This is a genomic window from Psychrobacter aquaticus CMS 56, from assembly GCF_000471625.1.
Lineage (GTDB): Bacteria > Pseudomonadota > Gammaproteobacteria > Pseudomonadales > Moraxellaceae > Psychrobacter > Psychrobacter aquaticus.
Window position 1 is genome coordinate 226,743 of record NZ_AUSW01000035.1, and the last position, 15,792, is coordinate 242,534.

Genomic DNA, 15,792 nt, shown 5'->3' on the forward strand with positions numbered 1-15,792 from the left:
ACATAAGGGTTGAATAGTGGAGTTTTGAATACACAATCCATGATTCATACTTATGGCGCAACACCTCTCGGAGGTCGTTATTGTAATAGATGAAGCCTAGCTTGTCACCTATTGGATTATGTCAATGATAGCATATGTAGTTTGCAGCTTTGACAGGCATTAAAAAGGCCATCGATTGATGACCTTTTATTATTAATGATAAATACTTGTTTCTATAATTCTAGAACCAGTTATAGGTTAGTGAGGTGAAGTAGTTGATACCGTCAGTAGCGTACTCTGTACCGAACTGATTAGACAAAGTATAGTCTTCATCAGTCAGGTTATCGACACGTAAGTTAGCACGAAGATTAGGTTGAATGTAAATACTGCCACTTAAATTAACTAACGTATAACTGTCTAACTTGGTTTGGTTGGTTGCGTCAGAGAATCTATCGTCAGTATGTTTAGCCTCAAGGCGTACATCAAAGGTAGGTTGCTGATAACCAACATAAATTAAACCGCTATTTTGAGGACGATAGACAAGGTCGTTATTATAGTTGGTGCTATTGGCTGTTTTGTTTTTAGCGTCTAAATAGTCATACCCTAAACCAAATAAAAACGAATCGACACGCCAGTCTGACGTAAGGCTTATTCCTTTTATTTGTGCCTCACCTGTATTAGTGTTGCCACCAATCAAGTCTTCTACATCTGTATGATAGCCAGTAAGGCGTGAAATTTGCTTTCCTTTATTGTACTCTACGAACACTTCAGTGTTTTTACTGGTTTCAGGCTTCAAATCTGGGTTGTTATAACCAGGATAGTATAAATCGTTAAAGGTTGGTGCGCGAAAGCCTGTAGCATAGCTGGCGCCGATTCGCACACCATCCAATGGGCGCACAGCAGCGCCTACGTTATAGGTACTTTCGTTACCATATTGGGAGTTATCATCGACGCGGTAATTAGCTTGTAAGTCGTAATAAGATTCTGATAGTTGATAGCCAACAAAAGCACTTTTGACCGTTCTGTCGTCAGGATCATAAGCGGTTTGAACTGCAGGAGCAGGAAAGCCTGAAAAATCTAAAACGTCTGAAGCATCTAGTTTTTGAGACAACCATTCAGCACCGACAGTAACAGTACCCGGTTGCGCATTAATCTGACTCTCTAAACGTGCCTGTTCTTGAGTCGTATCAAATTGGCTACCATCTTGATAATTAATAGAGTTATTATCATGAGAAGTCAGTTTATCAATACTCTGACCGTAACTAAGCTTCGTAACGGTCAATGGCGTTTGATGTTGAATAAAAGCATTGGTACTGCCATTTTTCTGATCTGAATACGCATTTGGAAATGTATTACCGGCAGAGTCAATATCAGTTGTAGAGTCAGAATATAAGGCACTTAGCCCTGCGCTTAAAGAGTTTGAAAGCTTATGCTGCAACCCTAAACTAGCATTGGTAGATTTAAAGCCATCATCGTCAGCGTTGTAATCAAAAGAATTACTATTGGCAATCGCGTTAAAACCGTCTGTTTTGTTGCGACTGACACCTAAGCTCAGTGACGAAGTATCGTTTTTAAGCTGACCGGTTACACCTACTTGGTAATGATTGTGGCTACCGTAACCGATTGTAGTAGAAACATTAGATTGTTCTACATTGCTGCCTTTAGTGAAAATCTGAATGACACCGCCCATGGCGTCAGATCCATAAATACTGGAGCCTGAAGCGCCGTATAAAATTTCAATACGGTCAATTTGGTCGGCCGATAAGAGATTTAATGACGGCGTTCCTGTAGAAATAGAGCTGTAGCGAATGCCATCAATTATTACAAGGACTTGTTTGCTATCATAACCACGCATATAAAAGTTACTAATAGTTCCTATGCCGCCACTTTGACTGATATTAATACCAGATTGATTCTTTAATACATCAACCACTGTCTGACCCTGATAACGCTGTAACTCTTCTTTATCGATTACACGCGTTTGTGCGATAACATTACTGGTTTTAGTTGGCGTACGCGTTGCGGTGACGACGATTTCATCAAGCTCGACTTTTGGTAGCGCATTATCGTCAGCCATCGCTAAATCATTGGTGGCTGCTGTCGCGCTAACGGCAACCATACCAAGTGCGCTTAAAATACACAATCGAAGATAAGCGGTCGAAGATGAACGTGATAAAACCATATTAGATTCCAAATTAATCAAATAAAAAAGTTACAAAGTCGAAAGTTATAACGCTAAAAATTACAAAAAATAATAACTGAATGACACGTCGCCATTATCTACAAAAGTGCCTTATTTATAAACCAATTTAACCTAATGTTTCTTCACGATATGCTGAGTGGTTTTCATCATGACCGTTTTTTGACCGTTTGAAATCTTTTACTGTTGTCTAGTGCGTGTCATCAATTAGTACATTTATATATTTTATGGCCTTAAAATGGCTAAATTTTCGCTAAACGGTGTCAAAACTCTTGTCAATATATTCATATTCACTGCGAATGCTTCCTTATTTAGCATTAATTTATCTCATTTTAATTTTCATAATCTAATTGATGACATACCCTAGATAAATGATCTGTTGCCTATGCTGACATCATGATAGTAAAAATTTGAGACACAGAAGATTAAAATAGACGATGATAAAAACCCATAATCAAAATCACTGCGGTGATAAATAATTGCTATTATAGTGCCAAGTTTTATCCATATTTGGTTGTACTATTCATAGAGCTAAGAGGTTTGTTTTGTCTATTGAGCGTAATCTGATTTCCAATACTAAATCATCCTTATCATATCTAAGCCGCAAAATACCATTAACGATAGTGGTATTTTTGCTGGCGATGATGTTGAGCCTATTATTGCCCAATCACGCCTTTGCTGCTGAAGTTGGTGCACTTGGTGGAGGTGACAGTAATAGTGAAGAATCAGCCAGTACACCCCTACCGGATTCGTTTGGGCGAGATACGCCGCGGCATACGGTACAAGGATTTATTAGCGCGCTGGGTGAAAATGATTATCTGCTGGCGAGTAATTATTTAAACTTAACGAAGTCTGATAACCCAACGACTATTGTACGGCAGTTTAAACAAGCGCTGGATGCGGGCGGACGTTTTCAGCCTGATTTGCAGATCAATAATAATCCTGAGGGCAATCTGACCGACCAATTACCACCAAGTCAAGAAAATGTCGGCGTGATCAATGTTGGCGAAAAAAACGTGTCATTGATACTAGAAAGGGTCATATCTGATTCAGGTGAGCAGTACTGGCAGTTTTCGAGTGACACACTCAGCTCAATACCAGAAGTGATCGAAAACACTGAGCCGACTTTGGTTTCTCGTTATACGTTTGAATCGTTAGAAGGCAAAAAGATTTTTGGCTATCAAATGGTCGACTTGGTTGCTGCATTGATCATGATGGTCAGTAGCCTTGTGCTTACCTATATTACGGTATGGCTGCTGTATCATTTATTGCGAATTATGTATCCTCGCGTACGGGGGATGCCACTGCCGCTGCCTGACAAGGTGATACTGCCAATGGCTGTGGTCACTATGGCATTAATATTGTCTGAAGTGATGGTTTATGCTGGTGTATCTGTCACGCTGCGTGAACCGATCAATCGTTTTACAGACATTGCCTCTTGGGTGGCGACAACGTGGTTGCTGTTACGAGTTATCGATGCCATATTTACTCGAGCGGTAAACCTCAGTTATAAGAAAAACTATACTGAACGAGTCTCAATTTTGGGACTCATGCGCAAGGTCGTTAAAGCGCTGCTATTGATATTTGCCGTCATTGTCATCTTCGGTAATCTCGGTTTTGATTTAACCACAGGTATTGCAGCTTTGGGTGTGGGTGGTTTGGCATTAGCACTTGGTGCGCAAAAAACCATTGAAAACCTTGTCGGTAGTGTCGTTGTGGTCGCCGATTCGCCAGTACGAATAGGGGATTATTGTAAATTTGGCACGTATGAAGGCACCGTCATTGATATTGGTATCCGCTCATCACGTGTGCGCACCCCATCACGAACCATTGTCACGGTACCAAATGGCGATTTTTCATCGATGCAGATTGAAAATTTTACCTCGCGTGATATGTTTCGATTTTTTCATCAGTTATATCTCAAGCGTACCGCTGATATTGATGTGGTCTTTAAAATGGTAAAAGACTTGGATGAGTTTATCCGTGAGCACTATCTGACCAATCAAGAATGGAATCAGGTCCATATCTCAGAGCTACGTCAAGACTGCTATGTCATTCAATTTCAGGCTTATATTAATGCCAATGGCGTGGCTGAGTTTTACGACAAACAAAATGTCTTGTTTGTTGATATGTTAAATGAAGTGGCAAAATACAAGGTCGAGCACGCGCTACCAACGCAGCAGCTTATTCTCAATCAAGATGAGCCTGAGCATCACATGAAAAACGATGTCGAAGATACGGTTACTGATGAATCGGTAGCGGATACGTCAAATGTCAACGATCTTGATACCCCTGACAGCGCTGATAATGTCAGTCAGAATACTGTAAATTTAAATAAAGAGAGCGACAGCACTGAAGATGATAACAACGTTAGCCAATCAATGGCTGGCTCAGTCAATCGTAAAAAGAGTAATACCTTCAGAAAGCTAAAGAATAAAAGCCGTATATTAAAGAAAAGCACTTTTAAGCATACAAAAAAGAAGTTAGGTTTTTCTATATGGAATCAGCCTTAATAGAATAGGGCAGATTAAGTAGAATATTTATATAAATACCAAACCCTAATTCTATAAAGGTACTGCGGTCTTATTGCGTAATAAACCATAGTATGACCATAGCAACAGGCTGGCCGCGCTACGATGTGGTGACCAGTCTTGGGTGAGGTGCTTTAGTTGTTTTGGTGTTGGGCGCTCAGCCAAAGCTAGTAAGTCCATCGCTGCAACTTTAATCGCTAAGTCATCAACGGCCAGTACATCTACTCGTTTTAATGAAAACAATAAGTACATCTCAGCCGTCCAGCGGCCAATACCAATGACGGCAGTTAGTGTTTTTATTACCTCTTCGTCTGGCATTGATTCTAGGGCGACGAAGTCGATATCATGCTCGACCAATGATCGCACATACCGCGTTTTTTGTTTAGACAATCCTTGCGCCCGTAATGTCTCATCTGTCGCTTCATGAATGGCCTGCGGCGTGGTCAAATTTGCATCTATCAAGCGCTGCCAAATACTGGCTGCTGCGGCCACAGACAGCTGTTGACCGACCATCGCTCTCATTAATTGCTCAAAGCCACCAACATTATGTCTGAGGCTGGGCATGCCAACTTGGCTGTAGACAGCAGCAAATCTTGGCTCGATAGCAATTAATGCTGTAATATGCGTCTCTAACTCCTGAGAGTGTTCAATGGTGTGTATGCTCATAATTGACTCGCCTTAATCGTTAGAAAAATGCTTGTATAAAAGTAGTAGTAAGATTTGCCTAGGTGTAGTGCGAAGATAAACGTACGAATTACTGATATAAAAAAGGACTGCAAGTCAGCAGTCCTTTTTTACAGTAAAACAGAGGTACTTATTCGCCATCAACTTTAGGCTTTTTAAGTAGTACCAGTACAGCACCGTTGCCACCATCTTTTGGCGGGGCCGAGCAAAATGCCAGTACTTCTGGCAATTGACGTAACCAACCATTGACGCACGTTTTTAGAATGGCTTCACTACCTTTACCATGAACAATTTTTACCATTGTCTCATTGTTTTGCTTTGCTTGGCTCAGTAATTGCGTCATGGCATCGCGAGCTTCCTCAATGGTGCAACCATGAATATCTACCGCGTCATACCAACGTAGATTGCCTTTTTTGAGTTGATCAAAAATCTTGTTTTGTAAGGTTGGCTGTTTATATGACAAGTACGCTTCGCTAGCAACAGGATTCAGTAGCGCTTGCATATCTGACAAGCCTGCGCCCAAATTGCTGGCCTCACTGCCTTGAGCGGCCGCGCGTTTCGATAACGTAGCCGCATCGGGTTTGCGTGCTTTTGCAGCGCTGGCAGGAGAGCGGACGTTTTTGTCTTCAAGTTGGTTGACACCGTGCATCGCTTGCATAAATAGCACTTTATCATCATCAACATGTTCACTGTCTAACTGTTTCACTGTTTTTTTGACTTGCTTTTGGGTCGGTAGTGACACAGGCTCGGTGGGCTTTTGGCTGTCGCCTTCAGGAGTACTGGTATCACGTCCTTTGCTCAGTTGGCCTTTTAGCTCTTTGAGCTGGTCTTGCATTTCTTTTGAAAATAGAGAATTTGACATAAAAGTTAACGTATCGTTGGTTGATGAATGAATGGTCTGATAATTGAAGTCCAGACTATGTCCGCTACTTTACTCGTCTGCTGCGACGCCCGCAAGTAAGGATTGTAACGCTTGTCCAGGGTGATCGGTCTTCATAAACTGCTCACCGATTAAAAAGTGCTGAATATCGTGATCTAGCATCAAACGAATGTCGTCACTGCTATGAATGCCGCTTTCGGTGACGATAAGCGGCTTATACGTTGTACTATCAGCATCAGTGGTCAAAGCTTCAATTAAAATATTCTTTAGATCAAGAGTGGTTTGTAAACTCACATCAAAAGTATTCAAATTACGGTTGTTAATACCATAAATATTATGCTCTGAGCGGGGTAGCTGTAGAGCGCGCTCAAGCTCAGCCTTGGTATGTACTTCTATCAGCACATCCATTCCTAATTCGATACTGAGCGCATGCAGTTCTTGTAATTGCGTATCGTCAAGGCAGGCCACAATTAACAATATACAATCGGCACCCAGCAGATAAGATTGATAAATTTGATATTCATCAATCATAAAGTCTTTACGTAAGATCGGCAGACTTGCGGCATTGGCGGCCTGAATAAGATAGCTGTCATCGCCTTGAAAATAATCACGATCCGTCAATACGGATAGACAGCTGGCACCCGCTTGCTCATACTGCAGCGCAAATAGGGCAGGCGCAAAATTGTGATTGATAACGCCTTTAGAAGGCGAGGCTTTTTTGATTTCAGCAATGATACCGATACCGTTTTTGTAAGAACTGGCAGCTCGTAGGGCAGCAGCAAAACCGCGACGAGGGTTGTTGTCAGCCGCTACTTGCGCTTGCAAATCTTCAAGAGATAATACCTCACGAGCCGCTTTTACTTCTTCTAATTTGGTAGCAACAATGCGCTGTAATACTGACGGAATGGCTGTATTGGTTGTGGTCATGAGGGTATCCGAATATGGTTAAATATCAATAGATAACAATGGCTAAACTTACGTATTAATAGTGGTTATTTATTAAACTTTTTCTGCCAGCTGCTGCGTGTATTTGGCTAACGATTCAAGCTTACGCAATGCTTCACCATCTTGGATGATTTGTTGTGCGCGGCTCACGCCATTAGGATAATTGCTGGCAAGTCCTGCGGTATATATCGCAGCACCTGCATTTAATGCAATCATGTCACGCGCTTTGAGGACCGAGCGGTCAGTGGTCTCTGATCCTGATAAAGCCGCACAAATTAGCTCAAGACTTTGCGCTGGAGAATCGACATCGAGGCCGATAAGTGTTTGTGATTCGATACCCGCATCTTCTGGCATTATGTCATAAACGGAGATTTCGCCGTCTTTTAGCTCAGCGACCGTTGTAGAGGTTGCCAAGCTGATTTCATCTAAGCCATCTTTTGCGCCGACGACCATGACATGACGTGCGCCCAAGTTTTTCATCACTTTAGCGATAGGCTCGCAAAGCTGGGCGGTAAAAACGCCAATAACTAAGTTGGGTGTGCCGGCAGGGTTGGTTAATGGTCCTAAAATATTAAAAATCGTCCGTGCTTTTAACTCACGGCGTATTGGATTGGCATAACGCATCGCGCTGTGATGATTGGGTGCGAACAAAAAGCCAACGCCTTGATTTTCGATACAGTCTTTCGCTTGTTCGGGTGTGAGGGCAAGACTAATACCTGCTTGCTCCAATAAGTCTGAGCTACCAGATTTGGTAGAGACACCGCGGTTGCCATGTTTGGCAACTTGCGCACCAGCTGCTGCCGCAACGAAAGCCGAGGCAGTAGAGACGTTAAATAAATTGGCACCATCACCGCCCGTACCAACGATATCCACCAGATGATCGCAATTATTAGGCGTGATATTAGCTGCTAAAGCGCGCATGGCACTAGCAGAAGCGGTGATTTCGTCAATGGACTCGCCTTTCATCCGCAGTCCAGTCAAAATAGCACCCATCATGGCATCGCTACACCTGCCTTGCATAATGATAAGCATTACTTGATACATCTCATCAAAGGTGAGGTCGATGTGCTGAAAGATTCGACCTAAGGCGGTTGTTAGTAATTGATGGATATCTTCATCAGACAGTTGCGCCATATTATCTGGGGTTTGAATTTCCTGTATTTTTTCAGTGCTCATTATTATCTCGCTTCATATTTTTTTATATATTGTGTTAAATGGATTGGGTTTTGTTTTGCTATTATTATTAGTGATTTTTTACAAAATGTTAACCAACTTGCGGTAACTTGTCTGAGGTTAATACTGCCAAATGATGAGTCTGCAAAAAGTTATTGAGCAGCCGATAACCTGCTTCGCTCAAGATTGACTCAGGGTGAAATTGCACCCCTTCGATAGCAAACGTGTTGTGACGGATGCCCATGATTTCTCCGATACTGCCATCAATATTTTGAGTCCATGCGGTCAGCTCCAGACAGTCGGGCAGAGTGGTTTTGTCAATGACCAGTGAGTGATAACGCGTGACTTGTGAAGGATTGGGCAGTCCTGCAAAGATACCGACATTCTTATGATAAACGGCTGATAAACGCCCGTGCATGACTTCACCAGCTTTGATCACTTGTCCACCAAATGCTTGTCCAATCGCCTGATGACCCAAACAAATCCCTAATATCGGAATAACGCCCTTAAAGGTGTCGATAACTGCTAGCGAGATTCCAGCACGATCAGGATCACAAGGGCCGGGGCCAATAACGATCACGTCAGGTGCCAATGTTTTGATTTGTTCGATGGTGACTTGGTCGTTACGCCAGACGGTGATGTCTTGCTGTAATTCACCGAAGTACTGTACGATATTGTACGTAAAGCTGTCGTAATTATCGATCATCAAAATCATTGGTGTTCTACTTATTGAGGTGATTGGATAACTTGAGGTGATTGTATAACGCCGTTATCTTACCACTATTCTGCTATCTATCAAATGTGAAGGGCAGGCTATATAGATAAGGGTGAAACAAAAATGTAGTCTTTTTTGCATTGATCTGACTATACATGCACTAAAAAAGCACATAACATAATATTTATGCGATTATTTGGTGCGTAATTATTGTAGTTAATCACTATGAATGGGCGATGAACTAGAGGTCAATCATTTCAAAACACTTCAATAATATCAGTAATTATCTTATAAATAATTGAAAATATTAACGATTAATACGATAGCGGTTTTATAAAATATTATTTCTAAAAGATTGGCATAGGCTTTGCAGCATTGCATTCAAGTGTGCTTACCGCTGTAACATGATTCAAAAATAATTGTTAATAAATGGCTGAAGAGTTCAACATCAAACGTTATATATTGTTAGAATTAATGATGACTATTGGTTCAATTACCGCTATGCTTTAGCAGAGTATCTTGAACAATAGCATTGACAGTGCTAATAATAAGTATGATATTGAATGCGCTATTTGGCTTCATAAGCACATCTAACATTCTTACAACCAGAAAATTGCATCAATAACTTTAAATCGCAATAACCTGATCAACACAACGGAGACTATTTATGTCGAACAAACTACTAGACCTTATCAAATCCTCTAATGCCAAATGGGTCGACTTCCGCTTTACCGACACACGCGGTAAAGAGCAGCACATCAGTTTCCCAGCGCATAGCGTTGATGAAGAAGTCATGGAAGACGGTAAAATGTTTGATGGTTCTTCTATTGCAGGCTGGAAAGGTATCGAAGCGTCAGATATGATTTTACGTCCTGATCCAGAGACTGCTTTTCTTGACCCATTCTTTGATGCAGTGACAGTGGTAGTGACTTGCGATATTATCGAGCCATCAACTTTGCAAGGTTACGATCGTGACCCACGTTCTATCGCGCGCCGTGCCGAAGAGTATTTGAAGTCTACTGGTATTGGTGATACTGCATACTTCGGTCCTGAGCCTGAGTTTTTTGTATTTGATGATGTAAAATGGTCAATCGACATGTCAGGTGTTAGCCATAAAATCACGGCGGAAGAAGCGGCTTGGTCGACAGGCGAGACTTACGAGTGGGGCAACATGGCGCATCGTCCACGTGTCAAAGGCGGCTATTTCCCAGTACCACCAATCGATAGCTCGCATGATATGCGTGCTGTGATGTGTGAGCGTATCGAAGAGATCGTTGGTAAAGGCAGTGTAGAAGTACATCATCATGAAGTGGCTTCTTGCCAGTCTGAAATTGGTGTTGCGTTCAATACCATGGTACGTAAAGCGGATGAAGTTCAGCAATTAAAATATGTGGTTCATAACGTAGCGCATCAGTTTGGCAAAACGGCGACCTTTATGCCAAAGCCAATCGTTGGTGACAATGGTTCAGGTATGCATGTGCATATGTCGATCTCAAAAGATGGCGTCAACACGTTCTCTGGTGATGAGTATGCTGGTCTGTCTGAAACCGCTTTGTATTTCATCGGTGGTATCATCAAACACGCTCGTGCCTTGAATGCGATTACCAATCCATCGACCAACAGCTACAAGCGTTTGGTGCCACATTATGAAGCGCCGATTAAACTGGCTTATTCAGCGTCTAACCGTTCAGCGTCTATTCGTATTCCACATGTGAGCAGCCCTAAAGCAGTTCGTGTTGAAGCGCGTTTCCCTGATCCAACGGCAAACCCATACTTAGCATTTGCAGCGCTATTAATGGCAGGTCTTGATGGTATTCAGAACAAAACGCATCCTGGCGAAGCAGCTGACAAAAACCTGTATGACTTACCACCAGAAGAAGAAGCACAAATTCCAACGGTTGCTGAAAGCTTAGATGTGGCGCTACAGGCTTTGCGTGACGACCATGAGTTCTTGTTAAAAGGCGATGTGTTTACTAAAGATATGCTAGAAGCATTTATCGCATTGAAAGAAGAAGAAGTACAACGTCTGAATGTGACTGTGCATCCAGTTGAATTTGATATGTACTATAGCTGTTAATTTTTAACTTATAATAAGCAGTACTGTGATGAATTAAGACCAGTCAAGTAAACTTGGCTGGTTTTTTTATGGTTAACAATAACTTATTTAAAGTAGTTAAAAACGGTTTTTGTAAAATCATTACTGCTTTCATAGAAAAATTGTCGCATAATAGTTTGTATAAAAACACATCAACGCTAGACACTGAGTGGGTTGACTGAACATGACTGTATTATCAAAATCAAGTTTTTCAAAAACTAACATAAAGCTAGGGTTACTGTGTGCTACGATTATTAGCACAGCCAGCTTCTATACGGCTACTGCAAACGCTGCGCCTATCTATAAAATCGTTGATGAAAAAACAGGTCAAGTAACCTTTACCGATCGACCACAAAGTTATGAGCAACAAGCTGACAAACAAGTGAGTCAGTTGGCTATTACCACAGGCAATGAATCCAATAGATCGAGTAGCAATAATATAAGTAGCAACGGTACACGCAGCCAGTCATCGAATATGTCGCAAACTGCCGCTGTGGCTGTTACAAGCACTGCCGCTCAGACACCAGTGAATTATCAGATGGCGATCACTGAGCCTAGCGAAGAACGTGCTTATCGCCGTCCCGCACAAAATATCAATGTAAGGGTGCAGGTAAAACCAGCTTTGCAAGCAGGCGATAGTATTGGTATTTATCTTGATGAGAGTGAAGTTGCGCAAGGTCTAAGCGCCTCGATTGCAACGGTTGATATCTTACCGGGTGAGCACACTGTAAAAGCAGTAATTAAAAATGAGAAAGGTCAAGTGCTGCAGCAAGTGGCACGTACTATTTATGTGATTCAAAATAATACAACGATACAAAATAACAAGAAAATTGCTAAGCAGCTTTTGGCTTATCAAAATCTGCCATGGCATCAAAAAGTTCTGTTGAAATTGCGGCAGAAAAAAACTGCCACGCCCTAATACAGTGAGTTTTGTATAAAAATAAGTCAGCGGGACTGGAGTGAATTTTTTGCAGCATCGAGCTGCGAAGGCACAGCAAGCAAGAAAAATTTATACCAGTTTCGCGTTCCAATATAATGGTTCGGTTTTATTTAGCATCGGCTGTATATCCAAATAAAAAGGCAAGCACCAATATGGCGCTTGCCTTTTTTGATACGACTAGACTAACTTTTGTCTACATACATCATTTTTAAATAATATCGTTTTTTAGATATAAACAATGTTATTTGGTCAGCTCAATAGTGCCATTGGCCGTTACTGAAATGGTGCTGTCACCCGACTGAAAATTTTGACTTGGCACAGCATCAGCAGATTCCGCTTTCATACTCATGGCGCTATACATAGGACGTGGATAGTTACTACCTGTGTTTAAGTTAACATTTACTACACGATAATCGCGAGCATTCCAAGCACGAGTGAGATTTTTAGCTTGCTGCTGAAAGGCGCGAGAAGCGTCAGTCATCAGTTTTTGTTCGATCGCGTCTTTTTTGGCTTCTGAAACACCAAAAGTTAGATTGTCCATGACTAAGGTTGATTGTAAATCTGCAATGAGCTGGCTGGTTGCAGCAAAATCTGTGCTCTTCAGATCTATATTTGCCTGTCCCGTCCAGCCAATGATTTTGTCATTTTTATCATAGCGGGGGTAAGTGCTCTGCTGTCCGGTGCTGACTGTGACGCTAGGGTAGCGTTTAGCAATTTTCATTGCATTGTTGATGGTAGTGTTAAGAGTTGTGGCTAGGGTTTTAGAGTCCGTGGCCTGTGCTTTTTTATACAAGCTGGCTCGTACTTCATCGTTTTGAATGTCTTCTTTTACTTCTGTTTGAAAAGTAAGTTGGTCATAGCCTGTTGTCTCTGCATGCGCACTGCCCATGGCGGCTGTCAATAAAAGGGCTGTGCCTGTCGCTAGCGCTGCTTTATTAAGTAATGTCGTTTTCATGTTGTTTCCTCAGTGAATATTTATAGTTTTAAGTGAGTTGTCTCCAAATAAAACATCTCGTTATATGAAGACAAACCCTAGAAGCTGGTCATTTTATTTGTTGTGTGCCCAGCTTCACTCACTAAAATAGCAAAATTTAAAAGCGTTGCTGTGAGAATTTTGTCACTTAGGTTACTATTTGTTTTGTGTTCTAAAACAAATGCTTTTATAAAAGGGGTTGTAATACTGAGAAATTCTTGTATAATTTGCAACTGGTGGCTCCATTGGTAGCCTCGCAACATTGTTCTATGAACCCCGCCAGGACCGGAAGGTAGCAACGGTAATAGTTATAATGTGTGCCGAGGATGTGCTTTTGGAGTCGCTTTTTTTTGCCTAAAATTTGACAACTGTCTCAGTAAATAATTAAAAATGCTTGCGTATTGTATTAAGCCCTTCATTGTAAAGGGCTTTTTTTTGTCTAATGTTTTATCCAATTCTGATATTTTATCGATTAATATCGGTTAAAATACAATGTAATTATCTTTATGAAATCTAACCTCAAAACGCCTTAAACCCTTTGGAATAGTATTATGAAAATTTTCGTTTGGCTATTTATTATATTTGTCATTCTAGCGGTTGTGTTTGGGGTATCGATATTTAATAAATTGGTACGCGCGCGCAATCAGGCAAAAAATGGCTTTGCGCAGATCGATGTACAGCTTAAACGCCGTCATGATTTGATTCCGAACTTGGTTGAGACAGCCAAGCGTTATTTGACGCATGAACAAGAGACGTTGACACGGGTGATTGGCGCACGTAATCATGCCCAAAGCTTACAAGATTCAAGTTCACATCAGCCAGATTCGCTCGAGCATATGGCGCTATTTGCCAAGGCAGAAGGCATGTTGTCCAAAGCCTTAGGGCAGTTCTCAGCTGTCGTGGAAGCGTATCCTGAGCTAAAAGCAGACAGCATGATCAAAGAGCTGATGGATGAGCTGACCAATACAGAGAACCGCATCGGCTTTGCGCGCCAGCATTATAATGACAGTGTTATGTTTTACAATAATGATCGCGAAGTATTTCCCAATAATCTCATTAGCAGCACTTTTGGGTTTCGTCCTTTAAGTCCCTTGGTCTTTGAAGATAGAAAGGTGATTGCTCAAGCTCCCATCGTCGATATGAGCTGATACTTATATGTATGTGGTTATTTTTGGGTTAGAAAATTAGATGGATTTTTTTGGTGAACAGCGCACCCGTACTCAGCGCAGCTTGTTACTTTATGGGTTGTTTTTTTTCATTGTCTTTGCCCATATGGCGGTGGCGCTCGCTGTCATGGCGCTGCTGCTGACCCTATTTACTGGCGGCATTTATCATTGGGTATTGATACTGATCATGATATGGACGGTGGCTAGCTTTGGCGCTGGTAGCTTTTTAGAATATCGTCGTTTAAAGGCAGGCGGTCGTGCTATTGCCCAGCGAGTCGGGGCAGTGAGATTATTTATTGATCGCAGTCAAGAGGCTTGGGAGCAAAGCCGCGGGATTGCCCATCAGCATGAGCCTATACAAAAGGTTCGTTATAGTTCACGTCATATAGCGGTACGTGATGAGCGTGATTTTCCGCCTGTTTATCGTCGTTATCATGAGATTGCCCAGCAGTTAGCCATTGCTTCGGGTTTGAGTATGCCGATCTTGTACGTACTGCCGGATGAGCAAGGGATTAATGCTTTTGTGGCGGGACGTCATAGCCAAGATATGGTGCTGGTGGTGACGCAGGGTGCGCTTGATAAACTGTCCGATGAAGCGCTTTATGGGCTTATTGGTCATGAATATGGTCATATCTTGCATGGTGATGCGGCGTTCAATCTACAGCTGATGGTGGTGCTTGCAGGCTTGCAGTTGCTGTATGACTGGAGCGATCCTATCAATAACATCGGCGTTAGACATCAAGACAATCAAAACCTTTATTTAGATAAATCAGTCAAACGACAGATGCCTTTGTCACAGCACACTGTTGACACTCAAGCACGTCATATTGAAGCGCAAACAGCAAGCTTTACGACATATAGCGAGTGGGTAAACTACTGGCAGATGCAATCGCAAAAGTCAGAGTCACAAGCCAAAAGCCAATCAGTGTGGCGACAGAATAGCCCCATCATTGATCGACAAGCGCCCCGTAGTATTTGGACATTGCTTTTGCATGGGTTAAGTTTCTCAAGTATGGCAAGTGCTCAACTGATTAAACACAGCTTTAACCGTGAGCGTGAGTTGCTGGCCGATGCGACCAGTTTACAGCTTACGCGCTCGCCTGCCATTATGAAGACGTTACAAGCGATTCATCAAGACTCTCTTGGCTCGCGTTTAACCAATATCGCTGATATCAATGGACTCAGTCATTTCTTTTTTGCCAGCAGTGGAGCGGATTTGGGCGATGTGTCATGGTTCGCCACTCATCCCAGCTTGGCTGAGCGTATGAGTGCCATCAATGCTCACGCTTACCAGCGATTTGCAGTACAAGTCGCTAAAGAGAAGCGTTTGAATCAACAAAAAATCAAAGAGATATATGAGCAGCGCCGACTGGGTAATTGGGGAAAGGTAAAAGAAAATAGCCTAAGCAATATAGAAAAAATAAAAAATCATTTCACAAATCATCACCATCCCATATTGACACAAACAATCACTCAGAAGCAGGACTTGAATTTGTCGTAGAGGAAGACAT

General features: G+C 42.0%; 12 protein-coding genes and 1 other RNA gene. 6 read left to right on the top strand and 7 right to left on the bottom strand.

Annotation, left to right across the window (positions count from 1 at the left end; genetic code table 11):
* Positions 1-220: 220 nt before the first annotated feature.
* Entirely contained in the window at positions 221-2,161 is a 1,941-nt protein-coding gene (locus M917_RS12745; protein ID WP_021815281.1) for a TonB-dependent receptor plug domain-containing protein, read from the bottom strand.
* Between the two features lie 563 nt (positions 2,162-2,724).
* Between M917_RS12745 and M917_RS12750 the strand changes: the two genes are divergently transcribed.
* Positions 2,725-4,692, top strand: a complete 1,968-nt coding sequence (locus M917_RS12750) for a mechanosensitive ion channel family protein (protein ID WP_051354289.1) — start codon at positions 2,725-2,727, stop codon at positions 4,690-4,692.
* Between the two features lie 51 nt (positions 4,693-4,743).
* Here M917_RS12750 and M917_RS12755 read toward each other — a convergent pair whose 3' ends face one another.
* From M917_RS12755 to M917_RS12775, 5 genes are all read right to left on the bottom strand, one after another.
* Positions 4,744-5,376, bottom strand: a complete 633-nt coding sequence (locus M917_RS12755; RefSeq protein WP_021815283.1) for a DNA-3-methyladenine glycosylase family protein — start codon at positions 5,374-5,376, stop codon at positions 4,744-4,746.
* 148 nt (positions 5,377-5,524) lie between these two features.
* On the bottom strand, positions 5,525-6,256 hold the full coding sequence (locus M917_RS12760) for a Smr/MutS family protein (RefSeq protein WP_021815284.1): 732 nt from the start codon (positions 6,254-6,256) through the stop codon (positions 5,525-5,527).
* A gap of 69 nt (positions 6,257-6,325) precedes the next feature.
* Positions 6,326-7,201, bottom strand: a complete 876-nt coding sequence (gene trpC / locus M917_RS12765; protein ID WP_021815285.1) for an indole-3-glycerol phosphate synthase TrpC — start codon at positions 7,199-7,201, stop codon at positions 6,326-6,328.
* Between the two features lie 72 nt (positions 7,202-7,273).
* Complete coding sequence (gene trpD / locus M917_RS12770; RefSeq protein WP_021815286.1) at positions 7,274-8,395, bottom strand: anthranilate phosphoribosyltransferase; 1,122 nt, start codon at positions 8,393-8,395, stop codon at positions 7,274-7,276.
* An 88-nt stretch (positions 8,396-8,483) separates the two neighbouring features.
* Complete coding sequence (locus M917_RS12775; protein ID WP_040642809.1) at positions 8,484-9,107, bottom strand: anthranilate synthase component II; 624 nt, start codon at positions 9,105-9,107, stop codon at positions 8,484-8,486.
* 667 nt (positions 9,108-9,774) lie between these two features.
* Here M917_RS12775 and glnA point away from each other — a divergent pair.
* Positions 9,775-11,184, top strand: a complete 1,410-nt coding sequence (glnA, locus tag M917_RS12780) for a type I glutamate--ammonia ligase (RefSeq protein ID WP_021815288.1) — start codon at positions 9,775-9,777, stop codon at positions 11,182-11,184.
* Positions 11,185-11,386: 202 nt separating this feature from the next.
* Positions 11,387-12,121 carry a DUF4124 domain-containing protein gene (locus M917_RS12785; RefSeq protein WP_021815290.1) on the top strand — a complete coding sequence of 245 codons (735 nt, stop codon included), beginning with the start codon at positions 11,387-11,389 and terminating at the stop codon, positions 12,119-12,121.
* A 262-nt stretch (positions 12,122-12,383) separates the two neighbouring features.
* Here M917_RS12785 and M917_RS12790 read toward each other — a convergent pair whose 3' ends face one another.
* The gene (locus tag M917_RS12790; RefSeq protein ID WP_021815291.1) at positions 12,384-13,097 is read right to left on the bottom strand and encodes an SIMPL domain-containing protein; all 714 of its coding nucleotides are present in this window, start codon (positions 13,095-13,097) and stop codon (positions 12,384-12,386) included.
* A gap of 261 nt (positions 13,098-13,358) precedes the next feature.
* On the opposite strand from M917_RS12790, the gene ffs reads away from it, so the two are divergent.
* From ffs to M917_RS14465, 3 genes are all read left to right on the top strand, one after another.
* Positions 13,359-13,455: signal recognition particle sRNA small type (gene ffs / locus M917_RS14070), an RNA gene on the top strand.
* 211 nt (positions 13,456-13,666) lie between these two features.
* Positions 13,667-14,263 carry a LemA family protein gene (locus tag M917_RS12795; RefSeq protein ID WP_021815292.1) on the top strand — a complete coding sequence of 199 codons (597 nt, stop codon included), beginning with the start codon at positions 13,667-13,669 and terminating at the stop codon, positions 14,261-14,263.
* A 40-nt stretch (positions 14,264-14,303) separates the two neighbouring features.
* Positions 14,304-15,782 carry a M48 family metalloprotease gene (locus M917_RS14465; protein WP_021815293.1) on the top strand — a complete coding sequence of 493 codons (1,479 nt, stop codon included), beginning with the start codon at positions 14,304-14,306 and terminating at the stop codon, positions 15,780-15,782.
* Positions 15,783-15,792: the final 10 nt, after the last annotated feature.